20 protein-coding genes and 2 pseudogenes are annotated in these 22,979 nt (G+C 71.3%); 12 read left to right on the top strand and 10 right to left on the bottom strand.

Annotation, left to right across the window (positions count from 1 at the left end):
- Positions 1-118: 118 nt before the first annotated feature.
- The 8 genes from ACWD0J_RS28745 (at position 119) to ACWD0J_RS28710 (ending at position 7,393) form a co-directional block, all read left to right on the top strand.
- Positions 119-1,273 (top strand): XdhC family protein, encoded by a 1,155-nt coding sequence (locus ACWD0J_RS28745; protein ID WP_451498753.1) that lies wholly within the window; start codon positions 119-121, stop codon positions 1,271-1,273.
- A gap of 263 nt (positions 1,274-1,536) precedes the next feature.
- Complete coding sequence (locus ACWD0J_RS28740; protein WP_451498752.1) at positions 1,537-2,889, top strand: NAD(P)/FAD-dependent oxidoreductase; 1,353 nt, start codon at positions 1,537-1,539, stop codon at positions 2,887-2,889.
- A gap of 122 nt (positions 2,890-3,011) precedes the next feature.
- A complete protein-coding gene (locus ACWD0J_RS28735) occupies positions 3,012-4,688 on the top strand; it encodes an aminotransferase class I/II-fold pyridoxal phosphate-dependent enzyme (protein ID WP_451498751.1) in 1,677 nt (558 codons plus the stop codon).
- 383 nt (positions 4,689-5,071) lie between these two features.
- Entirely contained in the window at positions 5,072-5,479 is a 408-nt protein-coding gene (locus ACWD0J_RS28730) for a DUF4142 domain-containing protein (protein WP_451498750.1), read from the top strand.
- Entirely contained in the window at positions 5,415-5,750 is a 336-nt protein-coding gene (locus ACWD0J_RS28725; protein ID WP_451498749.1) for a DUF4142 domain-containing protein, read from the top strand. Before ACWD0J_RS28730 ends, ACWD0J_RS28725 begins: the two co-directional genes overlap by 65 nt.
- A 294-nt stretch (positions 5,751-6,044) precedes the next feature.
- Complete coding sequence (locus tag ACWD0J_RS28720) at positions 6,045-6,422, top strand: class F sortase (protein ID WP_451498748.1); 378 nt, start codon at positions 6,045-6,047, stop codon at positions 6,420-6,422.
- Positions 6,423-6,644: 222 nt separating this feature from the next.
- The gene (locus ACWD0J_RS28715; RefSeq protein ID WP_451498747.1) at positions 6,645-6,986 is read left to right on the top strand and encodes a hypothetical protein; all 342 of its coding nucleotides are present in this window, start codon (positions 6,645-6,647) and stop codon (positions 6,984-6,986) included.
- Positions 6,932-7,393 (top strand): GNAT family N-acetyltransferase, encoded by a 462-nt coding sequence (locus tag ACWD0J_RS28710; protein WP_451498746.1) that lies wholly within the window; start codon positions 6,932-6,934, stop codon positions 7,391-7,393. Before ACWD0J_RS28715 ends, ACWD0J_RS28710 begins: the two co-directional genes overlap by 55 nt.
- 48 nt (positions 7,394-7,441) lie before the next feature.
- Here ACWD0J_RS28710 and ACWD0J_RS28705 read toward each other — a convergent pair.
- The 4 genes and pseudogenes from ACWD0J_RS28705 to ACWD0J_RS28690 form a co-directional block, all read right to left on the bottom strand.
- Positions 7,442-7,608 (bottom strand): annotated as a pseudogene (locus ACWD0J_RS28705) (ATP-binding protein); the annotation flags it as partial.
- Between the two features lie 190 nt (positions 7,609-7,798).
- Positions 7,799-8,643, bottom strand: a pseudogene (locus tag ACWD0J_RS28700) (nuclear transport factor 2 family protein); the annotation flags it as partial.
- A 30-nt stretch (positions 8,644-8,673) separates the two neighbouring features.
- Complete coding sequence (locus ACWD0J_RS28695) at positions 8,674-9,402, bottom strand: TetR/AcrR family transcriptional regulator (RefSeq protein WP_451498745.1); 729 nt, start codon at positions 9,400-9,402, stop codon at positions 8,674-8,676.
- Between the two features lie 45 nt (positions 9,403-9,447).
- Positions 9,448-10,362 (bottom strand): NADP-dependent oxidoreductase, encoded by a 915-nt coding sequence (locus ACWD0J_RS28690; RefSeq protein WP_451498744.1) that lies wholly within the window; start codon positions 10,360-10,362, stop codon positions 9,448-9,450.
- 149 nt (positions 10,363-10,511) lie between these two features.
- Between ACWD0J_RS28690 and ACWD0J_RS28685 the strand changes: the two genes are divergently transcribed.
- Together ACWD0J_RS28685 and ACWD0J_RS28680 are read left to right on the top strand one after the other, a co-directional pair.
- A complete protein-coding gene (locus ACWD0J_RS28685) occupies positions 10,512-11,606 on the top strand; it encodes an NAD(P)/FAD-dependent oxidoreductase (RefSeq protein ID WP_451498743.1) in 1,095 nt (364 codons plus the stop codon).
- Positions 11,607-11,683: 77 nt separating this feature from the next.
- Positions 11,684-12,487 carry an SDR family NAD(P)-dependent oxidoreductase gene (locus tag ACWD0J_RS28680; protein WP_451498742.1) on the top strand — a complete coding sequence of 268 codons (804 nt, stop codon included), beginning with the start codon at positions 11,684-11,686 and terminating at the stop codon, positions 12,485-12,487.
- A gap of 66 nt (positions 12,488-12,553) precedes the next feature.
- Here ACWD0J_RS28680 and ACWD0J_RS28675 read toward each other — a convergent pair whose 3' ends face one another.
- From ACWD0J_RS28675 to ACWD0J_RS28665, 3 genes are all read right to left on the bottom strand, one after another.
- Positions 12,554-13,990 carry an FAD-dependent oxidoreductase gene (locus tag ACWD0J_RS28675; RefSeq protein WP_451498741.1) on the bottom strand — a complete coding sequence of 479 codons (1,437 nt, stop codon included), beginning with the start codon at positions 13,988-13,990 and terminating at the stop codon, positions 12,554-12,556.
- Between the two features lie 197 nt (positions 13,991-14,187).
- Positions 14,188-14,943, bottom strand: coding sequence for a response regulator transcription factor (locus ACWD0J_RS28670; protein WP_451498740.1), 756 nt, complete (start codon positions 14,941-14,943; stop codon positions 14,188-14,190).
- A gap of 175 nt (positions 14,944-15,118) precedes the next feature.
- On the bottom strand, positions 15,119-15,610 hold the full coding sequence (locus tag ACWD0J_RS28665; RefSeq protein ID WP_451498739.1) for a MarR family winged helix-turn-helix transcriptional regulator: 492 nt from the start codon (positions 15,608-15,610) through the stop codon (positions 15,119-15,121).
- Between the two features lie 135 nt (positions 15,611-15,745).
- On the opposite strand from ACWD0J_RS28665, the gene ACWD0J_RS28660 reads away from it, so the two are divergent.
- Complete coding sequence (locus ACWD0J_RS28660; RefSeq protein ID WP_451498738.1) at positions 15,746-17,194, top strand: MFS transporter; 1,449 nt, start codon at positions 15,746-15,748, stop codon at positions 17,192-17,194.
- Positions 17,195-17,434: 240 nt separating this feature from the next.
- Entirely contained in the window at positions 17,435-19,162 is a 1,728-nt protein-coding gene (locus ACWD0J_RS28655; protein ID WP_451498737.1) for an LLM class flavin-dependent oxidoreductase, read from the top strand.
- 10 nt (positions 19,163-19,172) lie between these two features.
- Here ACWD0J_RS28655 and ACWD0J_RS28650 read toward each other — a convergent pair whose 3' ends face one another.
- The 3 genes from ACWD0J_RS28650 to ACWD0J_RS28640 are packed head-to-tail and all read right to left on the bottom strand — an operon-like array spanning position 19,173 to position 22,817.
- The gene (locus tag ACWD0J_RS28650) at positions 19,173-20,003 is read right to left on the bottom strand and encodes a sulfurtransferase (RefSeq protein WP_451498736.1); all 831 of its coding nucleotides are present in this window, start codon (positions 20,001-20,003) and stop codon (positions 19,173-19,175) included.
- Positions 19,996-21,045, bottom strand: coding sequence for an LLM class flavin-dependent oxidoreductase (locus tag ACWD0J_RS28645; protein WP_451498735.1), 1,050 nt, complete (start codon positions 21,043-21,045; stop codon positions 19,996-19,998). Before ACWD0J_RS28645 ends, ACWD0J_RS28650 begins: the two co-directional genes overlap by 8 nt.
- Positions 21,036-22,817 carry a dipeptide ABC transporter ATP-binding protein gene (locus ACWD0J_RS28640; RefSeq protein WP_451498768.1) on the bottom strand — a complete coding sequence of 594 codons (1,782 nt, stop codon included), beginning with the start codon at positions 22,815-22,817 and terminating at the stop codon, positions 21,036-21,038. Before ACWD0J_RS28640 ends, ACWD0J_RS28645 begins: the two co-directional genes overlap by 10 nt.
- Positions 22,818-22,979: the final 162 nt, after the last annotated feature.

Here is a 22,979-nt window from a genome sequence, read left to right as displayed (position 1 = left end):
CGTCCGGCGGTGGCTGAGCGGGCTACCGCCGGACACCAGGGCCGTCGCCGTGTCACTCCTCACCCTCGCCCGGCACGGCGACGGCCCGCCCACAACTGTCCCTTACGGAGTCCCGTCCATGCTGAACATCGCAGACACGCTGCACGCCTGGTGCCACCAAAGCCGCCCCTTCGCCCTCGCCACCGTCGTCCAGGTCAGCGGCAGCGCACCCCTGCCGCCCGGCACCGCGCTCGCCGTCGACACCGACGGCACGGTGGTCGGCAGCATCTCCGGCGGCTGCGTGGAAGGAGCCGTCTACGAGCTGTGCACGCAACTGCTCCAGGACGGCGGCGGCCCCACCCGCGCCCGGTTCGGCTACTCCGACGACGACGCCTTCGCCGTCGGCCTGACCTGCGGCGGCGAGATCGACGTCCTGGTCCAGCGGGTGGGGCCGACAGAGCAGAGCCACCTCACCACCGCCCTCGAAGAAGTCGTACGGGGCAGACCCGCCGCCGTGGCCCACGTGGTCGACGGCCCCGCCGACCTCCTCGGCCGCACCCTGAGCCTTCTCGGTGACGGCAGCGCGTACGACGGCACTCTGGGCAGCGAGAACGAGGACCGGACGGTCGTGGCACAGGCCCGCGCCCTACTGAGGGCGGGACGCACCGCCACGATCGTCGTCGGCGGAGACCCCGACACCTGCCCCGCCAAGCTCTCGATCCTCGTCCACACCCACGCCGCCCCGCCTCGCATGCTGATCTTCGGCGCCGTCGACTTCGCCGCCGCCCTCAGCCAGGCCGCGAGCTTCCTCGGCTACCGCGTCACCGTCTGCGACGCCCGCCCCGTCTTCGCTACCGCCGCCCGCTTCCCGCACGCCGACGAAGTGGTCGTCGACTGGCCCCACCGCTACCTCGCGGCCACCGAGACGGACGCCCGCACCGCCATCTGCGTCCTCACCCACGACGCCAAGTTCGACATCCCCCTCCTCGTCCAGGCGCTTGATCTCCCCGTCGGATACATCGGCGCGATGGGCTCCCGCCGCACCCACGAGGACCGCGACCAGCGGCTGCGCGAAGCCGGCGTCACGAAGGCGCAACTCGCCCGCCTCAACTCCCCGATCGGCCTCGACCTCGGCGCCCACACCCCCCAGGAAACAGCCATCTCCATCACCGCGGAGATCATCGCCCACAGCAACCGGGCCACCGGCCGGCCCCTGTCCCGCGGCACCGGCCCCGTACACCGCTCCGGCCCTACGCGACCGGCCCCCTCACACCCAGCTCGAACCGCCGCCTGACCGGCTGTCTGCCCCATCCCCGCCACCCCCTTCGTCAGGAGCACAGCATCGCCGCCGCCAAGGGCATCACCGTCGTCCAGCTCGCCTTGGCCCGGCTCCTGGCCCAGAGGCAGACCACCGTGCCGATCCCCCGGGACCCACAGTTCCAAGCGCCGGAACCATCCCAGCGGACGCTCCGTCCCCTCATTCCTCGGCAGGGCTGACGGCTTGAGAGGCACGCGATCCGGGCCCGACCGCATGAGGAAAGAGCGGTCATTCACCTTATGTTCTTAAGAGAGACTGGTAATCCATCCGTGTATGACGTGATTGTTGTCGGTGCCCGATGCTCGGGTGCGTCGACTGCTGCGCTGCTCGCCAGGAAGGGCCATCGGGTCCTGCTGGTCGACAGGTCCACATTTCCCAGCGACGTCCTGTCCACGCATTTCCTGTGGCCGCACGGAATGTCGTATCTGAACCGCTGGGGGCTGCTGGACAAGGTCCTGGCCTCAACCCCGTCCCACACCGTGGTCAACCTGGTGAACGAGGGGATTCCCCTGGCCGGCGAGGTCCCGATGGACCTGCTGCGCCTGCACTTCAAGGAGATGCACCAGGACGACTTCGGCGTGGTCCAGCGTTACGCGTCGGTGAGGCGCCAGGTCCTGGACCAGATCCTGATCGAGGCCGCCGCCGAGGCCGGTGCCGAGGTGCGCCAGGGGTTCACCGTCGAGGACCTGATGTACGACGGCGAGCAGGTCGTCGGCGTGCGCGGGCGCACCAGGGGTGGGGACAGGGTGGAGGAGCGGGCCCGGGTCGTCGTCGGCGCGGACGGGCGCAACTCCCTGGTCGCCAGGGCCTTGAAGCTGCCCAAGCACGACCAGCGGCCCAAGTGCACCTTTGCCTACTGGAGCTACTTCTCCGGTTTCGACCTGACCACAGCTCACCTGCACCGCCGTGGACGCATGGGCATGGCGGTGGTCCCGACGAACTTCGGCCAGAACATGACTCTGGTCTGGGGGCCGAGCGAGTGGTCCAGGGAATTCCGCAGCGACCTCGGCGGCAACTTCCACAAGGCGCTGGACTTCGTCAGCCCGGAGATCGGGGAGTTGGTCCGCACCTCCGGCAGCCGTGAGGAGCGTTTCTTCGGGACTTTGGACCAGGCAGCCTTCGTCCGCCCGCTGTCCGGCCCCGGGTGGGTCCTGGTGGGGGACGCGGAGTGCTTCAAGGACCAGTGCACCGCGACGGGCATGACGTATGCCTTCCGCGACGCGGAGCTGGCCTCCTCCGCGCTCCACTCGTGGCTGGCCGGGGAGCAGCCGATGGACCAGGCGCTGAGCCACTACCGCAGCCGCCGGCGCAGTCAGACCGCCGCGGCGTACTACGACTACACCTGCACGCTGGCCGAAATGCAGACCCTGCGGCACGACGAGTTGCAGCTCTTCGTCGCTCTGCAGAGCAATCAGGACGAGACCAACCGGTTTATCGCGACCCACGCCGATATCGCCCCGGTCTCCGAGTTCTTCCAGGCATCGAATCTCTTCCTGCTCAACGACGCCGCGAAGCAGCGCTCGGACGCCTTTCCCATCTTCGAAAACTTCGAGAACGCGTCCGAGAGCTACCGGCAGAACCTATTCACCTGATCCCGAGACCGAAAACGGAAAATCAGAGCAGCGGAACGGTGAGCCAATTGAACCAGGCAGATCAGGTGAGTCGGTCGGACCAGGAAGAGCACGACGAGCGGGAAACAGGGGAACGCCAGGACATGCGGGCACAACAGAAGACATCGGCGCGTGAGGACGGCGAACTGGTCAGGGAGATCCTCACCGCAGCCAACCTGGCCGTACTGCGGCTTGACGGGCGCAGCGCCGAGGAGGTGCTCCGCGACGATCCCGAGAGCTGCCACGCACTCGTCGAATGCTCCGCTAAAATCGGCGAATCGGCCCGGGGCATATCCGAGATGATGCGCAACTGGGCCTCCCACATCCCGTGGGACTTTCTCATGCAGCTCGGATCCAGCCAGAAATTCGAAGCCGAACTGGACCTGCTCTGCACATTCCTCCGCGACGAATACCCCCGCGCCGCCACCGACCTCAAGGAGATGTGGGAGCCCGAGCACCTGCGCCGCCCCGCCGACGCGGACGAGGAGTACGCGCTCGACAAGAACGCCTACGACTTCTACCGGCCCGTGGGCCGTGATTTGATGCGGCGTACCGAGGACTTCCACGGATGGGTGGAGGCCCGCCGCCGTACGGAGACCTGGCAGTACTCGCGTGTCCTGGAGCAGGCCCCCGGCGACACCGCGGTCATCACCAACGACCTCGGACGGCGCACCCGCGGCATCAACTTCAACTCTCAGGACTACCTCTCGTTCAACTCCCACCCCGCGATCCGCGAAGCCGCGGCCCGGACGCTGCGCGACTACGGGCCGCACAGCGCCGGCTCGCCGATGGTGCTGGGCAACACCACGATCTCCAACGAACTGGAAGAGGTCCTGGGCGCCCTGGTGGGAGCCGAGCACGTCACCCTCTTCCCGACGGGCTGGGCCGCCGGCTTCGGCACCATCGTCGGTCTGGTGCGTCCCGAGGACCACGTGGTGATCGACCGGCTCGCGCACTCGTGCCTGCAGCAGGGAGCGCGGGCGGCCACCCGGAACGTCCGCCGTTACGAACACCTGAGCGTGGACGCCGTACGCGGCCACCTGCGTGAGATCCGGGCGCAGGACGCGCGGAACGGCATCCTCGTCGTCACCGACGGCCTGTTCTCGGTGGACGCCGACTGGCCGGACCTGGCCGCGCTGCAGAGCGTGTGCCACGAGCACAACGCCACTCTCCTGGTCGACGTGGCCCACGACCTGGGCTCCATGGGGCCGGGTGGCAGCGGCGTGCTCGGCATGCAGAAGATGCTGGGCCAAGTGGACCTGGTGATGGGGGCCTTCTCCAAGAGCTTCGCTTCCAACGGGGGATTCCTCGCCTCCAACTCGCCCGCCGTGAAGCAGTACGTGAAGATGTTCGGCGGCTCCCACTTCTTCTCCAACGCCCTGTCCCCCATACAGACCGCAGTCGTGCTCACGGCAGCCAAGATCATCCGTTCGCCTGAGGGCGACGAGCTGCGCGGACGGCTGTTCCAGGCGATCGACGCCCTCCGGGACGAGCTCGGCGGACGCGGGCTGACCTGCATGGGCTTCCCGTCCCCGATCGTCCCGCTGCTGATCGGGAACGAGAAGCTGGCCCGGGTCACCAACCGGCTCCTGTTCGACCAGGGTGTGCTCGCCTTCATGGTGGAGTTCCCGGTGACCCCGACCGGCTCGTCCCGCTTCCGGCTGCAGGTCCAGGCTGGCCACCAGCCCGACGAGGCCCGCGAAGCAGCCCGAATCATCGACCGGTCCATCACCGAGGCCCGTGCGTACCTGTCGACCGCCTTCGGAAGCGACCTGGCCTGACCGGCATCCGCCATGCGGCGCTGAATGGGCGGAGAGTGGCGGCGCGCGCTCCGCCCTGAGTGCCGCATGGCGGTGCGGCGTGGCTGGACGGGGATGTCGCATCACTGCAGCACCAGCATGTCCGGCTGCCCCAACACCAGTACTCCGCAAGGATTCCCCTACGCTCCGAATCCTTGCCAGGGCCACATATAAAAACGAGTACGCCGACACCGAGCCTGGGATGCGAGCGGTCACCGGGCGCAGCCCGTTTGAGGTGCCTGATGCGTCGGACAGTGGAGTGAAACAGGCGGCTGCCCCGTGCTGTCCGGCGTGGCGCGTGGAACGGCGCTCGCGCGTGTCGCGCCCGGTCCGATCCTCGGTCGGCGTGAAAGGAGCAGGTCGTGATGCGTACTCAGCTGACGTCTGTTGTCGGTCTGGTGGTTGCCGTGTCCGCGATATCGGTGGCGCCCTCGGTCGCCGCTGCGGTGAGTGATCAGGACGCGGTGTTCGTGAAGTCGGCGCACCAGGGCAACCTCGCGGAGATCGCCGCCGGTCAGGACGCGCAGAAGAATGCGATCAGTGCCTGTGTGAAGCAGGTGGGCGCGATTCTCGTGCGTGACCACGGCAAGCTGGACGCGGACGTGAAGATGCTGGCGGACAAGCTGGGTGTGGTGCTGCCCGGCACCCCGACGCTCGAGCAGAAGCAGGAGCTGGTCGCGGTGCAGGCCAAGGCCGGCACGTCGGCGTATGACGGCGGCGTGGCTGAAAACCCAGGAAGCCGCGCACACCAAGACGCTGGCCCTGATCGATAGCGAGCTCAACACCGGGCGGAACACCGAGGTCAAGGCCCCTGCGCGGGCGGCGCGACCGGTCGTGGCGATGCACCTGGACATGGTGCGGGGCGGCACCTGTCATACGGGCAAGGACGCAGGCATGGTCAAGGCTGGAAACGGCGGGCAGATGGCCGCGGCGTCCGACGGCGCGACGGCCGGCGCCGTGAGCACCGTCGGTGGCGGTTTCCTCGCAGCACTCGGCGGCGTCTGGCTGCTGCGCGGGCGGCGACGGTCGGCCCAGAACCGTTGAGGTGTCCGGTCATCGGGCCGCCCGGCTGTCGGGCCGTTCAGTCGCTGCGTCGTTAAACCGATGAAGCGGACAGCGGCGTGCGGTCGGGCGGCCGCCGCCGCGACAGTAAGCGTCGGCCTGGTGGTCTCGGCCACTGGGTTGCTGATCATGAGGGCCTCCGAGCGCTCGCGGGCCGAGGGGGCCATACCGCCCACGGATGTCGCCACCGCCGCGCGGGCTACCCCACCCGCACCGTCACCGCCCGTGGAGCTGCGTGGCCCGGGCGGTTGGCGGGTCCCGATCGTTCCCGTCGCCGTGACGCACGACGGCGCTCTGGTCCTGCCCACGGACGCCCGCCACGGCGGGTGGTGGGCGCTGGGGGCAGCCCCGGGAGCCACCCGGGGGACCACTCTGCTCGCCGGGCACGTCGACACCCCCACCGGGCTGAGGGCCTTCGCCGCGCTGCATTCCCTTCCCGTGGCGGCGAGGATCGAGGTGATCGGTGCGAACGGCTGCGCGTATCCCTATACGGTCGTGGCCCGCCGCACCTACCCGCAGAGAGCACTCCCGGCCGGCCTGTTCACCCGCGGCGGCAGCCACCGGCTGGCCCTCGTCACCTGCACCGGCTCCTACGATCTCCAAACTCACAGCTATGACAGCAACCTCGTCCTGTACGCCACCCCCGCCGCATAAGAGAGCCGTTGCCTGTTCCAGCGGGTACTGGGAGATGAGCCGTGCGCAGGACAGTGTGGGAGGTGATGACGCGGCCCCTGTTTGGGTCTGTCAAACGAGCGGTGTAACCGGGGTTGACGGTTACTGACGGGCTGCGGAGAGGCGGCCGTCGAAAGTGATGCCGAAGGCGTTCAGTGCGGTCTTCCAGCGCGAGTCTTTACATGCCTTCAGAGGGATCTCCCTATGGACTTCGACGTCCAAAACCATGCGCGCACGCGCGCCCTGCGTTCCGACGGCCATGTGCGGAGCGGCCCGTTCGTGGTGCGCTATGACCGGAACTGGCCGAGCCCTTTCGCCAACTACGCGATCCCGGATGACGGGGCCGCGCCGACCGCGAGCGAGATCAGCGCCCTCATCAGCATGTTTCGCACGCTCGATCGGGTGCCGCGTCTGGAGTACCTGCCCACCTGCGCGTCGCAGGTTGAACTGGCCCTGCTCGCGGCGGGGTTCACGGCCGAGAACCGCGCCGCGTGGCCTGCTCAGCTGAAACACTCATCACCCCCAGAGCGGCGACCAGCGTCCTGATCACTGAGCCGACCGATGACGCCGGGCTCCTTGCCACCACGGTGGTGCAGCACGCCGGGTACGGACAGTCGGGTGAGCCGACAACGGGTGAGACTGCCTGGCTGCGCGACACCATCGCGGGCGGCGGCGTCGTCGCCCTGGCCAGCGCCGGCGACGGCACCGCGGTCGGCGCGGGCGTCTGCTCATCGCCGGTGGACAGCTTGAGTGAGTTGGCCGGCCTCGCGGTCGCCGAAAGCTCCCGGCGGCGCGGTATCGGCGCGATGCTCTCCGCCTACCTGACCGCTGCAGTCCTGGATCGAGGCTGCCGGACGGTGTGGCTGGAGCCGGGCGATCCGGGTATCGAAAGGATCTACGCCCGGATCGGCTACCGAACCGTCGGCGAGAAGCTCAATATCTCCCTGCGGTAGGCCAGCGGCGGCGGGCGCGGGGATACCGCGACCCGCCTCACGGCTTCGTCAACCGGCGTCCGCGGCCGCCGCCATCTGTTCGGCGCGGGCGCGGTTGACAGCCAGCCGGTAGGAGTCGGTGCCTGTCTCGATGATGTTGCCGCCGAACGTCAGTCGGTCCACGATGGCGGCTCAGAGCCGTGGATCGTAAAGGTTTTGGTCCAGCCGCCAAAGGATGTGCTGGGAGGCCGCCCTCGCACGGATCAAGCAGCTACGAGCCGAGAGCGCGACCTCGCCCGACGACTGGAGACTGCGTACGGTGAGATACGAAGGCTCCGCAGCGAACAGCCATTCACCGGCTTCACCGGCCGGAACACCTGATCCTGACGCGACGCTGAAACGGGCGAGGGATCGCTTCTCGCTGTCTCATGAGCGCCGGTGATAAGCCTTGTTGGCGATGCGCCGACTGTCGCCGACGCGGACCAGCAGGAACATGTCGGTGAAGGTGTCCGCGCCGTGCTGGAGCGTCATGGTCGCGTTTGCGATGGTGCCGTGGACGTCGACGGTGTCGATCCGGCGAGAGCGGCTCGGTTCGCCCGGGGCCGAGTGGCCGGTAAAGAGAGCGCAGTATTCATCCAGAGGCCACGAGACGAAAGCGCCGCCCCGGATTCCCTCGATGTGGGCGGTGGGCAGGAACGCGTCGCGGAAGTGGGTGGGCTCGCCGGTGGCACGTCCGCGAATGTAGGCGCGGAGCGGTTCGAGAACGGCGTCCGACACAGCGGGGACCGCGGCGGCAATGGCGATGTCGGCCTCTGGCGCGGCAGGGATGTCAGCCAGACCGACGGCGCTGCGCAGAGGCGTGTTCGACGCGTCGGCCAGCAGAGTCATGTCCTTGACCAGCGCACCGATCGTGAAGTCGGCGCTGCCGACGGGCGTCTCACCGTCGAGGAAGGGGCGTTTGCGGTCCACGAGCCACCGAGCTGGCCGAGTTCGAGGGCGTCCAGCACCTGGGCGCGCTGCAGGCCGAGGGCGTCGGCTTGCCGCAGTGAGTCGCGCAGTGCGAGGACGGCGCCGGCGAGGCTGTTGTTGGCGATCAGCTTGAGCGCGGCGGCGGTGGCGGCGTCGACGCGCCGCACGGTGCCGAGCGCGTCTTGGTCGGCGGCGGCGAGAAGCTGCAGGGCGCCCGCGGCGGCAGCCGGCACGGAGCCGAGCACGGGCGCGTGGACGTAGGACGGGCCGAGCTGCCGGGCAGCGGGCGCCGGCCTCCGGGGCCCGCCGTTGGGGACGTGGTGGAGATGTGCTCAGTCCTCGCCGGCGGCGCCTCCGTAACCGTGCAGGAACGCGTCGACCGCGCGGGTGACGCAGGCGCGGACCTGTGCCGGGCTCGGGGCGCGGCTGGCGTAGGGGCTGATGGTGATCTCGGAGTTGACCAGGGCGACGAAGTGGAGGGTGGCGCGGGCAGGGCTGGAGATGTGCAGAAGGCCGGCGTCGGTGAGCTGGGAGAGGCGCCGGGAGACCTCGTGCTGGACGCGGAGGGGTCCTGCCTGCTGCCAGGTGTCGATCAGGGCGGGCGAGAAGTGCTGCGTCTCGGCCTTGATCTGCCGGATCATCGCGAAGTGGTCGGGGAACTGGGTGCGCTGGCCGACGAGGGCGCGGCCGAGGGCGATCAGGTCGGCGCGGGCGTCGGTGCCGGAGAGCTGTTCGGCCACCGTCGCGATGAAGGCGTCCGCGACCTGGCTGGCGCTGTCGTGGACGACCTCCGAGAAGAGGTGTTCCTTGCCCTGGAAGTGGTTGTAGATCGTGCGGGTGGACACCCCGGCCTCGGCTGCGATGGCCTCGATGCTGGTGCGGCTGTATCCCTCGCGGCCGAAGACGGTACGCGCTCCCTGGGTGATGGCCCGGCGTTTCGCGGCTCTGCCGCCGGGTCGGCCGGGGCGTGGCGGCGCGTCGGTGTCGGCGGGGGCCGCGGGTGTGGTGTTCAGGGGAGCCTCCGGTGAGTCTGATGGCCCGTCGGCCAGATTGCCATGCATGGTGCATTTTACTTCCTTGAGGGTCGAGCGGTCCCGCTCGGGCTCTCAAGCCAAGGGTGGCATCTCCAGGACGGTCTTGCCCCGGCTGTGTCCGCCCTCCACGGCCCGGACCGCCTGCGGTGCCCGCTCGAACGGGATCACGTGCGTCACCTTCGGGTCCAGGGCGCCGGTGCGGACCAGTTCCACGACCGCGCCCAGGATCGCCGGGTCGCGCACCGGCCCCACCGGTGCGCCGCCGAGTGCGGCGACGGCGTCCCGGTCGGCGCCGCTCACCAGTTTCGTACGGTCTGCCAGGAGCGCGGCGCTCTCGCGCAGGGTCTCTCCGCCGACCAGGTCGAGTACGCCGTCCACGCGGCCCGGTATCCGCGCGGCGAGGCCGGGTCCGGAGGCGACGAACCGAACACCGAGGTCCTCGACGAACGCCCGCTTGTCCTCGGCCGCCGAGCCCACCACGGTCAGCCCCAGACCCGTTGCGACCTGCGCGGCGGCCACGCCGACGCCTCCCCCGACACCGGTCACCAGCAGCGTCGCGCCTGGCGGCAGGGCGAGCCCCCGTACCGCGGCGTAGCCGGTGGCGGCGGCGATGGGCAGGGCGGCGGCGTCGGTCCAGAGGACTTCCGGCGGTTTGCGGACCGCCCCTCGCGCGGGCAGCAGGGTGTACTGCGCGTACCCGCCTGTCGTCGGGCCGCCGAGGACCGCGTCGCCCACGGCGAAACCGGTGGTGCCGGGGCCGAGCGCGACGACCCTGCCTGCCGCCTCGCCGCCCATCACGGCGGGCAGCACGACGGCGGGGGCCCCGGCCGGGCGGCGGCCCGAACGGCGTTTCCAGTCAACGGGGTTGACGCCGGCCGCGCGGACGGCGACCAGCAGGTCACCGGGGCCCGGAACCGGTCGCGGGAGGTCGGCGAAGTGCTCGACCTCCGGTCCGCCGAACCGGTCGTACACGTAGGCCAGGGGCATGCGACACCTCGACGTCTCTGTCTGGCTTCGGGCATTAATTGCCATGCAGATTGCATTTTACCCAAGCCGCCGGTTAGGCTTCCCGCGGGTCGGCGGAGCCCTGTCTTCCGCCGGTGGTACCGACGCGGTGAGCACAAGGAGCGCAACGTATGGGCAGCACGGTCGCGATCGTCGGCGGCGGATACGGAGGGGCTGCGCTGGCCCGTGAGCTGGACCCGGACTTCGACGTCGTCCTGATCGACCCCAAGGACGCCTTCGTCCACGCGGTGGCGGCCCTGCGCGGGCTGGTCGACGAGGAGTGGGCCCAGCGGATCTACTTCGGTTACGACGGGCTGTTCACCCGGGGCCGGCATGTGCGCGATCGCGCGGTGGCGGTGGACGCGGGAGGGGTCACCACGGCCGACGGCACGCGCATCGACGCGGACTACGTCGTCCTCGCCACCGGTTCGTCGTACCCCTACCCGGCGAAGCCGGACACCGAGGACAGCGCCGACTCCGTGCTGCGGCACGCGGACACGCGGGCCGAACTCGCCGCCTCGTCCCGGGTGTTGCTGCTCGGGGCCGGTGCCGTCGGGCTTGAGCTGGCCGGGGAGATCACCGAGCGGTGGCCGCAGACGGAGGTGGTCGTGGTCGACCCCGCCGAGGACGTGCTGGGCGGGCGTTATCTGCCCGAGCTGCGCGGCGCGTTGCGCGAGCAACTGGCCCAGCGGGGCGTGCGGCTGGAGCTGGGCAGCGCGCTGACCGCCCCGCCGTCGGTGCCCGCGGGGGTGCGCGAGCCGTTCTCGGTCACCACCGGGGCGGGCGTACGGATCGACGCGGACCTGTGGTTCCGCTGCTACGGCATGACGCCGCTCAGCGACATGCTGGCCGGTGAACTCGCCGCCGCCCGGCGGCCGGACGGGCATGTGGAGGTCGACGAGCACCTGCGGGTGGCGGGCGAGCCGAACGTGTTCGCCATCGGTGACGTCACGGCCGTGCCCGAGCCGAAGCGGTCCAAGGCGGCCACCGAACACGCCGTCACGGTCGCGGCCAACATCAGGGCGCTGGCCGCCGGGCGCCCGGTGGAGCAGACCTACCGGCCGGGGCCGGACGCGGTGCTCGTGCCGCTGGGTTCGACCGGCGGCGCCTCGCAGGTGCCGGGCCCCGACGGTCCGGTCGTGCTGGGCGCGGCGGAGACCTCCGGCTACAAGGGCGCCGACCTGCTGCTCGGGCGGTTCGGCGAGCTGTTCGGCGCCTCCGCCTGACCTTTCCCGGACACCCGATACGACCGTACAGCGCCGCTTCTGCGCACTTCCGCCTGGCTACGAGAGGTCGTTGACCGATGACGAACGGAACGCAGTCCCTGGTCGGCAAGGTGGCCGTGGTCACCGGCGGCGCGGGAGGGATCGGCGTCGCGACGGTGGAGGCGCTGGCGGTCGCGGGGGCGCAGGTCGTCCTCGCGGACGTCGCGGACGACACGGCGAAGGCGGCCGCCGAGAAGCTGGCCGCTCAGGGGCTCTCGGTGGTCGGGCACGGCGTCGACATATCCTCCGAGGCGAGCGTCGAGCGGCTGGTGGACTTCACGGTCGACACCTTCGGCGGCATCGACGTCCTGGACAACAACGCGGCGCTGACGTCCGCGATCCGGCAGGACCGGGACGTCGTGTCGATGTCGGTGGAGCTGTGGGACCAGGTCCTCGCGGTCAATCTGCGGGGGCCGATGCTGCTGTGCAAGCACACGGTTCCGGTGATGATCGAGCACGGCGGCGGGTCGATCATCAACATCGCCAGCGGCCAGGGCCTGTCCGGTGACCGGGTGATGGTCGCCTACGGCAGCTCCAAGGGCGGGCTGATCGCGCTGACCCGGTTCGTGGCCGCCGCGTACGGCGCGGACGGCATCCGCTGCAACGCGGTCGCGCCGGGGCTGGTCCGCACGCCGGCGCTGGAGGCGGACATGCCGGTGCCGGTGCAGCAGATGTTCCAGAGCGCGAACCTGATCCCGCGCCTCGGTACTCCCGAGGACGTGAGCCAGTTGGTGGCGTTCCTCGCCTCCCCGGCCGCCTCGTTCATCACGGGGCAGGTGCTCTCCGTGGACGGCGGCTTCCTCGCCCACCTGCCGACGCTCTCGCCGCTGCCGCCGCGCTGAGGGCCCGGGATGGTCTGCGTACGGCCGGTGGCGGCGGACCGCTCTGACGCGGTCCGCCAGGTCCGGTCAGCCCGTCCAGGGGGCGAGGCCCGCCTCGATGACGGGGACCTGCGGTGCTCCCGCCCAGGCGTAGTAGCCGTCGGGGCGGACCAGGAGCGCCTCGTCGCCGCCGGTGCGGTGGGCGACGACCAGCCCGTCCCGGGCGAGCCCGCCGGCCTGCGTACCCGGCGGCAGCGCCAGCACGAAACGTCCCTCGCGCAGCACCTCGTACAGGCGCCCTCGGTCCAGCTCCAGGTCGGGGGCGCGCTTGCCGGTCAGGGGGTGCGCGCCTCTCGGGGCGGGGTAGGAGAAGCCGATGCCGGTGATCTCGCCGACGGCCTGCCGGGTCACCGGGCGGACGTGGGTGACCACCAGCTTGCGTACGGTGCGCAGGGCGATCTCCAGCGGGTTGTGGGCCATGGCGAGGCGTAGGTTGAGGCCGCTGCTGCGCAGGACCGCCCTGCCGATGGGGTGGCGTTCGGCGTGGTAGGTGTCCAGCAGGGCGTCGGCGGACCGGCCGCCCTGTACCGCCGCCAGCTTCCAGCCAAGGTTGGCGGCGTCCTGGAGGCCGGTGTTCATGCCCTGGCCGCCGGCCGGGGAGTGCTGGTGGGCGGCGTCGCCGGCCAGCAGGACGCGGCCGACGCGGTAGGCCGGGACCTGGCGTTCGTCGCTGTGGAAGCGGGACAGCCAGCGCGGGTCGTGCATCCCGAAGTCGGAGCCGAAGGCCCGCTCGATGAGTTCGCGCAGTTCCTCGAAGTCGGCCGGGGAGTCGTCGGGTTCACCCCGGTGCGCGCGGTCCCAGCCGCCGACCCGCCAGTAGCCGTCACCGAAGGGGGCGATGAAACCGAACGCGCCGCCGGTGCCGTGCACCCGCACCACGAGGGGCGGCTCCTCGGTGAACTTCACGTCGGCGAGCACGACCGACCGGATCACCACCTTGCCGGGGAAGGGCAGCCCGAGCGCCTCCCGCACCGCACTGCGCGCCCCATCGGTGCCGACGAGATACCCGGTCCGTACGGTCGTGTCGCCCGCCTCCGTGCGCACCGACACGGTGACGCCGTCGCCGTCCTGCTCCAGAGCGACGACCTCCGTGCCGTACCGGATGACCGCGCCGTTCTTCAGGGCCCGACGCAGCAGCAGCTTCTCCACCTCGTACTGCGGGGTGACCAGCAGGAAGGGGAACCGGGACGGCAGCGTGCCGATGTCGAACGGCACCGCCCCGAACAGCCGCAGCTCGCGGATGGTCTGGCCGGTGAGGACGAGTTCGTCGGCGAGCCCCCGGGCGTCGAGCAGTTCGAGGGTCCGGGCGTGCACGCCGAAGGCGCGGGTCAGGTTGCTGATGCCCTTGGGGCGCTTCTCCAGTACGACGACGTCGACGCCGGCCGCCGCGAGGTCACCGGCGAGCAGCAGCCCGGTGGGGCCGGCGCCGGCGACGACGACGGGGGACTCATGCGGGTGAGACATGCGCGACTCGCTTCCATCGGTGGGAATCGGAGTCCGCCCCCGGAGGGGGTCGGAAAACGCGGTGGTGCCGGAATCCGTTTTCAGGTCCGGCACCGAGCGAGTGATTCTCGGGCGGTCGCCTCGATCTATTCCGCGCGGCGACAAAAATTACGGCAAAAAGGCCGCTGCGGCTCTCCCGTATTGCCATGAGCGGAAATTCAGGCGTGTCCGAGACGGAATCCGACGCCGCGTACGGTGACGACCCAGCCGCTGTCGCCGAGCTTTCTGCGGAGGCTGCTGACGTGGGTGTCGACGGTCCGCCGGGACCAGGAGTCGCCCCACACCTGCTGGAGCAGGCGCTTGCGCGAGATGACCGTGTCGGGGTGGGAGGCGAGCAGGCAGAGGAGGTCGAACTCCTTGCGGGTCAGGTCCACGCCGTGGCCGTCCACGCAGACCTCGCGGGAGTTCACGTCGATGTGCAGCGGGCCGTGGTCGATCGCCCGGCCCCGCCTGCTCTGGATGCGGACACGCCTCATGACCGCGTCGATGCGGGCCAGCAACTCACGGAAGCCGTACGGCTTGACCAGGTAATCGTCCGCGCCGGCCTGGAGTCCGAGGACTCTGTCCAGCTCCGAGCCGCGCGCGGTGACGACGATCAGCGGGACACAGCTGACGGCGCGGATGGCCTTGCACACCTCCAGGCCGTCCAGGTCCGGCAGTTCGAGTTCCATCAGGACGAGGTCGACGCTCTCGTGGGCGGCCAGGGCGGCGCCGCCCCGGTCCACGGCGGCCACCTCGTGGCCGTGCCGGCGCAGCCCCTCCTCCAGGGCGCAGGCGGCGGAGGCGTCGCCCTCGACGAGCAGGATGCGCCAGCCTGCGGTGCCGGGTACCGCGACGGGTGCCGGGCCCGGCAGGAGTTCGGTGCGCTGGTCGGGTATAAGAGGCCCTCGCAAGAACTCTGACGTTTGCGTCATACTCTCTCCCCCGGTAAGCCATGTTCGTTGCACGAAGCAAAACTCACGCACGATTCTATGAAACCGGGGCCGCACGTTCCACCCGTCTCAGTGAATTCTCTGTTGCAGCAGTATGAAACGGTTTTCGGTCACGTGGCGCACGGAATCGTCTTTACGAAATTCGGTTGCGTGTTTATCAGGCGCGTGCCCGGTCGTCGGCGTCCAGCAGTCTGCGCAGCAGCGTCGTCAGGGTGTCGCGCTCCTCGGGGGTGAAGCAGCCGAGGAAGGAGTCCTGGGACTCCTGGGCCACCTGCCACAGCCGGCGCTGCAACCGGGCCCCCTCGTCGGTCAGTTCGACCAGCTGCCGGCGCCGGTCGGACTGGTCGCGGGTGCGGCGCACCAGCCCGCGCTCCTCGATCGCGTCCAGGTAGCCGCCCAGGTGGCTGCGCTGGAAGCCGAGCCGGTCGGCCAGCACGTGCTGGGGCAGTGGGCCGAAGTCCGAGAGCGCGGTCAGGGTCGCGAAGTGCGGCAGCCTCAGCCCGTGCCGGCCCACCGCCTCGACGAGCGCGTCGTGGCCGATCCGCGCCATGTGCCCGGCGAGGTAGGACGGCAGCGCCAGCAGGCTCGGCGGGCGACGCGCGCTGTCCTGGGTGGTGACGCCCGCGGCAGATTCAGGGGTTTCGCTCATGCGTTCACGATACGGGAATGCGGTGACTGGACGTAAGAGTGACATCATGTAATCATTCCAGGACGACACTAGTTCGGCGCCCACTCCGTGCTCCGAAACAGCGGACCGAGGCGCCCGTCCCCGGAGGACCGCTCCATGACCGACACACCAGCCCCCGGCGCACAGCGCGGCACCGCCGCCCCGTTCGCCGCCCTGCTCCTGGCCGTCCTGTCCTTCTCCCTGATGCAGACGATGGTCGTGCCCGCGCTGCCCGACCTCCAGCGCGAGTTCGACGCCTCGACGACGGCCGTCTCCTGGGTGCTCAGCTCCTTCCTGCTCACCGCGTCGGTGGCGACGGCCCTGCTGGGGCGGGTCGGCGACATGTTCGGCAAACGCCGGGTGCTGATCGCCAGCCTCACCGTCTTCGCCGCGGGCACCCTGCTCGCCGCCCTGTCCGACTCGCTCGCCCTGCTGATCGCGGCGCGGGCGGTGCAGGGTGTCGGGTCGGCCGCCTTCCCGCTGGCGTTCGGGATCGTGCGCGACCAGTTCCCGCGCGAGCGGGTGCCGGTGGCGATCGGCCTGATCTCGTCCACGTTCGGCATCGGCTTCGGCGTCGGGCTCGTCATCCCCGGCCCGATCGTCGACGCCCTCGACTGGCACTGGATCTTCTGGCTCGGACTGGTCGTCATCCTGCTCGGCATCGCCGCCGTCACCGCGTTCATCCAGGAGTCCTCGGTCACCAACCCCGGGCGCATCGACTGGGCCGGTGTGGTGCTGATGAGCGCGGGCGTCGTGGCACTGCTGCTCGCCATCAGCGAGGGCAGGTCGTGGGGCTGGACGTCCGGCGGGATCGTCGGCCTGTTCCTCGCCGCCGCCGTCCTGCTCGCGGTGTTCGTATACGCCGAGAGCAAGGTCCGCGAGCCCCTCATCGACCTCGAACTGCTGCGCCGACCCGCCGTACTGACCAGTCACCTCACCGCGCTCATCATCGGGTTCGGCATGTACGGCGCGTTCACGCTGGTGCCGCTGCTCGCCCAGACCCCGTCCCAGGCCGGGTACGGCTTCGACGCGTCCGTCACCGAGGCCGGGCTGTTCATGGTGCCGATGGCCGTGACGATGCTGATCGCCAGCCCTCTCGCCGGGCGCATCGGCGCGGCCGTCGGCTGGAAGCTGCCGCTCGTGCTGGCCTGCCTGATCGGCGTCGTCGGCTTCGTGGTCTACGCGGGCGCGCACGACACCGAGTGGACCATGTACGTCGGGTCCGGGGTCCTCGGCATCGGCGTCGGCTTCGCCTTCGCCGCCCTCGCGAACCTCGTCGTCAGCGCGGTCGACCGCGGCCAGACCGGCGAGGCGACCGGAATCAACACGATCATGCGTACGATCGGCGGCTCCCTGGGCGCCCAGATCGCCGCGTCGGTCGTCGCCTCCGAGACGATCCCCGGCACCCGGATACCCGCCGAGTCCGGCTACACCACCGCGTTCGTCATGTCGGCGATCGCCCTGGGCGTCGCGACTCTGGCCGCACTGGCGGGGCCGGGCACGTTCTGGGCCAGGACTCCGGCGCCGGTGACTCCGGACAAGGAGCAGTCGCGGTCGGCGGCTTGAGGGGTTGCTGTGCCGGGGAAGGGACGGGGCCTGAGGCGGGTGGCTGCACGGCGGGGAGGGAACGTGGCGGAGCCATCGGGTCAGGACGCACCCTCTCACGCTTGACGGGCACAACTCCCTTGCTGGTCCGGCCGGTTGCCGCCCCCTGCCCGCCCCGCCTGCCCCGCCCGCCCCGCCTGCCGGGAGACGCCGACACCACTACCCCAACGTCGCACCCACAATTCAGGAGTTCGCGCACATATGCCTGACTACGGACACGACCTCCTCTTCGGTGCCGTCGTGGTGCCGAGTGCGGGGCATGCCGATGACGCGGTGGCCCTGGCCCGGGTCGCCGACCGGGCGGGACTGGATCTGGTGAGCGTTCCGGACCACCCCTACCGGCCGGAACTGCTCGACGCGTGGATGGCGCTCGCAGTGATCGCCGCGTCCACCACCCGCGTACGGGTCTTCCCGAACGTCGCGAACCTCCCGCTGCGCCCGCCCGCCGTGCTGGCCCGCACCGCCGCCGGCCTGGACCTGCTCAGCGGGGGCAGGGTCGAACTGGGGCTGGGAGCCGGGGCGTACTGGGACGCCATCGCCGCCGACGGCGGACCGCGCCGCAGCCCCGGCGAGGCGGTCCGGGCGACCCGCGAGGCCATCGACGTCATCCGGGCGCTGTGGAGCGAGGGCCGACGGGTCCGCGTGCCCGGCGAGCACTACGGGCTCGACGGCGCCACCGCGGGCCCCGCACCCGCGCACCCCATCGGCATCTGGGTCGGCGCCGTCGGCCCGCGCATGCTGAAGCTGACCGGCGCGACGGCGGACGGCTGGCTGCCCAGCGTCCCGCACGTACCGCCGGGCCGCCTCGCCGCAGGGCACCGGCTCGTCGACGAGGCGGCGGTCGCCGCGGGCCGCGACCCCTGCGAGGTCCGCCGGCTGTACAACCTCTCGCCGGGGCCGGACGGCTTCCCGCAAGGCCCGCTTGACGCCTGGCCCGAGCAACTCGCCGCGCTCACCCTGGAGCACGGCACCAGCAGCTTCCTGCTGCCCGCCCATCAGCCGGCCCTGCTCCAGGCGTTCGCGGCGGACGTGGCCCCGGCCACACGGGAGTTGGTGACGTCGGAACGCAAGCGCGCGGCGCACACGCCGGGTTCGGCGGACGGATCGGGCGCGGCACGTGGCCGGGCCGGCACCACCGGGCGGCGTACGGACGTGGGCGCGGCCGGCGACCAGGACGGCGCCGTCGACGCGGCAACCGCCGGGCCGCGTACGGCTGTCGCGGACGCGGCGGGTGGTCGGGGCGGTGCCGCCGGGCGGCGTACAGGTGCTGGCGGGGTCCCGGTCCCGGCCACCTCCGCCCCGGCCACCTCCTCCGGGGATCCGCTGACCGTACGGCCGACCCCGCCTCCGAAGGCGTGGCGATCCGCCGAGCGGTTGTGGGACGAGTCGACGCGCCCCGTCGGGCCGCCCGCCGACCCGGAGCGGCGCTATCCGCGTCGCGAGCAGGAGCCGGCCCGGAATCTCGTCGCCGCGCACGACCAGCTCCGCGCCGATCTCGACCGGCTCGGCGAAGTGGTGCGGGAGGTGCTGGCCGACACCCTCGCCCCGGGCGACGCACGATCGGAGATCCAGCGGCTGAGCCTGCGGCAGAACTCCTGGACGCTCGGCGCGTACTGCGCGTCGTACTGCCGGATCACCACCCTGCACCACACCCGGGAGGACGAGGACCTCTTCCCCTACCTGCGCCGCTCCGACCCCCGGCTCGGCGCGGTGCTGGACCGGCTCACCGAGGAACACCACGCCGTCCACGGGCTGATCGAGCGCATCGACCGCGAACTGGTCGCCTTCGTCCGCGAGGAGGGCGGCCACAAGGAACGGGAGGCGTTACGGGCGGCGACGGACCTGCTCACCGACACGCTCCTGTCCCATCTCGCTTACGAGGAACGGGAGTTGATCGAGCCGATGGCGAGGCTCGGGACGGGCTGGTGAATGCCGGCCCCTACCCGGGCTCCACGCCCGTCGCCACCGGCCGGGACAGGTCCCTCGACCAGGCGGACCAGGAGCCCGGGTAGAGGGCTGTGCCGGTGATGCCGGCGTGTTCGAGGGCGAGGAGGTCGTGGCAGGCGGTGACTCCGCTGCCGCAGTAGACGACGACGTCGGTGCCGTCTCGGACCCCCAGTTCCCGGTAACGCTCGGCCAGCTGAGTGGGCGTCAGGAAGGTGCCGTCCGGCGTGAGGTTCGCGCTCCAGGGGGCGCTGCGGGCGCCGGGGATGTGGCCGGAACGGACGTCCGTCGGCAGGACGTGCGCACCGGAGTACCGGTCGGCGGCACGGGCGTCGAGGACGATCGCGTCGCCCGCCGCGACCTGATCGGCGCTCCGCAGCGCCTCCTTGGGCCACTGCACCGGCGTCAGCCGCGCCTCGGGGAGTACGACGGTGCCGGTCTCGGTCTCGCCGGGCCAGCCGGCCAGCCCGCCGTCGAGCAGGGCGGCGGGCCGTCCGGTGCGGCGCAGCAGCCACACCAGCCGGGCGGCGTACGGCCCGCCGTCGGCGTCGTACGCCACCACGGTCGTACCGTCTCCGACGCCGAGCGCACCCAACGCCCATGCGAACGCGGCCGGTTCGGGCAGGGGGTGGCGTCCGCCGGTCTCGTCGGGCGGGGCGGACAGGACCGTGTCGACGTCGACCCAGACCGCGCCGGGCAGATGGCCGGTGAGGTAGGCGTCGTAGCCGCTGCGGCCGTCCAGGAACCAGCGGACGTCGGCGAGGACGAGGGTGTCGCGGTGGGCGCGCACCCACCCGGCGTCGACCACGGGCGGCAGCTCAGGCACCGGTCACCGCCTCGGTCCCGAGACCGGCGACCTGGGGAAGGACCTCGGCGGCGGTCAGTTCGGTGGCCGCCTGGACCTCCGCGTACGGGATGCCGCCGACGTCGATGGCGAGGAGGTGCAGGTCGTGACCCCACAGCTCGTGCAGGCGGCCCAGTTTGTCGACGACCTCGGCGGGGCTGCCGCAGATCGCGGGCCCGTTGTCGCCGATGTACGTGTCGAAGTCCGGCGGGGTCGTGACGTGCGGGGTGCCGGGCTTCTTCACGGTCAGGTAGTTGGTGATGTAGGGCGCCCACACGGAGCGCGCCCGTTGGGACGACTCGGCGACGAAGACGTGGCTGGCGGCGCCGAGCCTGCCGGGCGGGTCGGCGCGTCCGCTCTCCTTCCACAGGGTGCGGTACGCGTCGAAGACCGGTACGAACGCGCCGGGTTCACGCGCGGTGGTCCCCACGACCAGCGGCAGCCCGTGTTCCACCGCGAGCTGCACGGACTCCGACCCGACCCCGCCGCTGATCCACAGCGGCGGCTTCGGCTGCCACGGCCTCGGCTGTACGGTGACTTCGGCCAGCGGCGGCCTGAACTCGCCCTGCCAGGTGACCCGTTCCTCGGTCCACAACCGGATCAGCAGCTCCGTGTTCTCCCGTTTGCGCGCTGCCTTCGACTCAGGGGACTGGCCGAACACCGCGTACGGCTCGGGGAAGAAGGAGCCGCCCGCGATGAGTTCGAGCCGGCCGCCGGACAACAGGTCGACGAGCGCGTAGTCCTCGGCGACGAGTACGGGGTCGCGGTTGGCGACGAGGGTGGTTCCTGTCGCCAGCCTGATCGTCGACGTGTGCTCCGCGATCGCGGCCAGCACCAGCGCGGGCGAGGAGATGACGTCCCGCTCCCCGAAGTGGTGCTCGCCGACGGTGTACCAGACGAACCCGGCGTCCTCCGCCTCCGCCGCCGCGCGCACCACGTCCCGCAGCCGCTGGCGCTGGGTGAGGGTCTTGCCGGTGAGCGGGTCGGGCAGAAGACTGCCGAACGTGATGAGCCCTAGCTGCATGGAATGTCCTCCGTCGCGCTGCGGCCCGGCACGGCGGCCAGCAGCTCCCGGGTGTAGGGGTGTTGCGGCGCCCTCAGCAGCTCCGCCGCGGGCCCGCTCTCCACGATCCGGCCTCCGCGCATGACCGCGATCCGGTCACTGACCTGCGCGACGACAGCCAGATCGTGAGAGATGAACAGATAACTCAGCCCACGCCGCTCCTGAAGCCCGACGAGCAGCTCCAGGATCCGGGCCTGAACGGTGACGTCGAGCGCGGACACCGGCTCGTCGCACACCAGCACCTCCGGCCCGAGCGCCAACGCCCGCGCGATGGCGACCCGTTGCCGCTGCCCCCCGGACAACTCGGCTGCCTTGCGCCGCTCCACGCCGGCCGGCAGCGCCACATCGTCGAGCAGCCGCCGCACCTGCCCGCCCCACTCCGCCCTGCTCCCGATCCCGTGGTTCCGCAACGGCTCGGTCAGCAACTCCTCGACGGTGAAACGGGGGTTCAGCGAGGCGTACGGGTTCTGGTAGACAAGCTGGATACGACGGTGCAGAGCCCGCCGCGCGGCTCCCCGCACGGTGGTGACATCGACCCCGTCCAGCAGCACCGTGCCGCTGTCGACCCGCTCCAGCCCGAGAATCATCCGCGCGGTCGTCGACTTCCCCGACCCGGACTCCCCCACCACCCCGAGGGTCTCCCCCCTGCCCAGCGCGAACCCGACCCCGTCGACGGCGGTGCGTGTACGGCGCCTTGACAGCACCGGCCCCCGGACGGGGAAGGCCCGGGTGAGACCGGTGACGCTCAACAGGGGAGCCGGTGGGTCCAGTTCGCCGCAGGTGGGCCGAGCGGCGGGGGTGGCCGCGTCCGCCGACGCGGGGGCAGCCGTGCGGGAGGAGGAGCGGCGGCGGAGAAGCCGGGCCATGAGCGGCGGAGCATCACCGGGCGCATCCGCCGGCGTGGTACCGGGCGCAGCCACCGGGGCGGAGCCCGCCTTGCTGGAACGTGCACGCGGAGCTCGGGCCGTCAGGGTCGGCGCGTCCGCCAGCAGCTTGCGTGTGTACGGGTGTCGGGGGTCGGCGAGTACCCGCCCGGCAGGCCCCGCCTCCACCACCCGCCCCTGAGACATCACCACCACGTGTTGCGCCCGGTCGGCGACCACCGCGAGGTCGTGGGTGACCAGGAGCATGGCGGTGCCGGTGGTGGTGACGACGTCCTGGAGGTGGTCGAGGAGTTGGCGTTGGACCGTGACGTCGAGGGCCGAGGTGGGTTCGTCGGCGATGAGGAGGCGGGGGCGGGCGGCGGTGGCGATGGCGATGAGCACGCGTTGGCGCATGCCACCGGAGAGTTCGTGGGGGTACTGGCGGGCGCGTTGTGCCGGGTCGGGCAGTCCGGCCTCGGCGAGGAGGTCGACGGCTCGGCCGGGGGCGTCCCTGCGGGTGGCCAGGCCGTGTACCCGCAGCACCTCGGCGACCTGCGCGCCGACCGGCTTGACCGGGTCGAGGCTGACACCGGGGTCCTGCGGGATCAGCCCGATACGCCGCCCCCGCACCTCCCGCCACGCCCGCTCCCCGAGCCCGGTCAGCTCCTGGCCCTGAAACCGGACAGAACCGCCCAGCACCACACCCCCGGCCGGCAACAGCCCGACCAGCGCATGAGCGGTACTGCTCTTCCCCGACCCGGACTCCCCCACCACAGCGGTGATCTCCCCGGCATCCGCTCGCAGATCGAGCCCGTCCACAGCGAGGTGCGCACCACGCGCGGCGCGGTACCCGATCCGCAGCCCTCGCACGGCCAGCAGTGGATCCCCGGCCGACTCCGCAGGGGGAACCGCGGCGCGAGCACCGGGGCTCCCGGCCGCGCCGTCGTCGTACCCGGCCGCCGGGCGAGAACCCCGGTCCCCCGCCGAGCCGTGAGCGGAGAAGTCCTGCTCCGGCGCCGGGTCACTGCCGTG

It is taken from the genome of Streptomyces sp. NPDC003011 (assembly GCF_053591515.1).
This window is presented reverse-complemented; position numbering and strand designations above follow the sequence as displayed.

Excerpts from the sequence above, each read along its gene's own strand:
- ACWD0J_RS28725 (WP_451498749.1), top strand. The coding sequence starts at position 5,415 with ATGACGGCGGCGTGGCTGAAAACCCAGGAAGCCGCGCACACCAAGACG.
- ACWD0J_RS28655 (WP_451498737.1), top strand. The coding sequence starts at position 17,435 with ATGCCTGACTACGGACACGACCTCCTCTTCGGTGCCGTCGTGGTGCCG.
- ACWD0J_RS28745 (WP_451498753.1), top strand. The coding sequence starts at position 119 with ATGCTGAACATCGCAGACACGCTGCACGCCTGGTGCCACCAAAGCCGC.
- ACWD0J_RS28660 (WP_451498738.1), top strand. The coding sequence starts at position 15,746 with ATGACCGACACACCAGCCCCCGGCGCACAGCGCGGCACCGCCGCCCCG.
- ACWD0J_RS28675 (WP_451498741.1), bottom strand. The coding sequence starts at position 13,990 with ATGTCTCACCCGCATGAGTCCCCCGTCGTCGTCGCCGGCGCCGGCCCC.
- ACWD0J_RS28670 (WP_451498740.1), bottom strand. The coding sequence starts at position 14,943 with ATGACGCAAACGTCAGAGTTCTTGCGAGGGCCTCTTATACCCGACCAG.
- ACWD0J_RS28730 (WP_451498750.1), top strand. The coding sequence starts at position 5,072 with ATGCGTACTCAGCTGACGTCTGTTGTCGGTCTGGTGGTTGCCGTGTCC.
- ACWD0J_RS28715 (WP_451498747.1), top strand. The coding sequence starts at position 6,645 with ATGGACTTCGACGTCCAAAACCATGCGCGCACGCGCGCCCTGCGTTCC.
- ACWD0J_RS28690 (WP_451498744.1), bottom strand. The coding sequence starts at position 10,362 with ATGCCCCTGGCCTACGTGTACGACCGGTTCGGCGGACCGGAGGTCGAG.
- ACWD0J_RS28740 (WP_451498752.1), top strand. The coding sequence starts at position 1,537 with ATGTTCTTAAGAGAGACTGGTAATCCATCCGTGTATGACGTGATTGTT.
- ACWD0J_RS28665 (WP_451498739.1), bottom strand. The coding sequence starts at position 15,610 with ATGAGCGAAACCCCTGAATCTGCCGCGGGCGTCACCACCCAGGACAGC.
- ACWD0J_RS28735 (WP_451498751.1), top strand. The coding sequence starts at position 3,012 with ATGCGGGCACAACAGAAGACATCGGCGCGTGAGGACGGCGAACTGGTC.
- ACWD0J_RS28685 (WP_451498743.1), top strand. The coding sequence starts at position 10,512 with ATGGGCAGCACGGTCGCGATCGTCGGCGGCGGATACGGAGGGGCTGCG.
- ACWD0J_RS28695 (WP_451498745.1), bottom strand. The coding sequence starts at position 9,402 with ATGCATGGCAATCTGGCCGACGGGCCATCAGACTCACCGGAGGCTCCC.
- ACWD0J_RS28645 (WP_451498735.1), bottom strand. The coding sequence starts at position 21,045 with ATGCAGCTAGGGCTCATCACGTTCGGCAGTCTTCTGCCCGACCCGCTC.
- ACWD0J_RS28680 (WP_451498742.1), top strand. The coding sequence starts at position 11,684 with ATGACGAACGGAACGCAGTCCCTGGTCGGCAAGGTGGCCGTGGTCACC.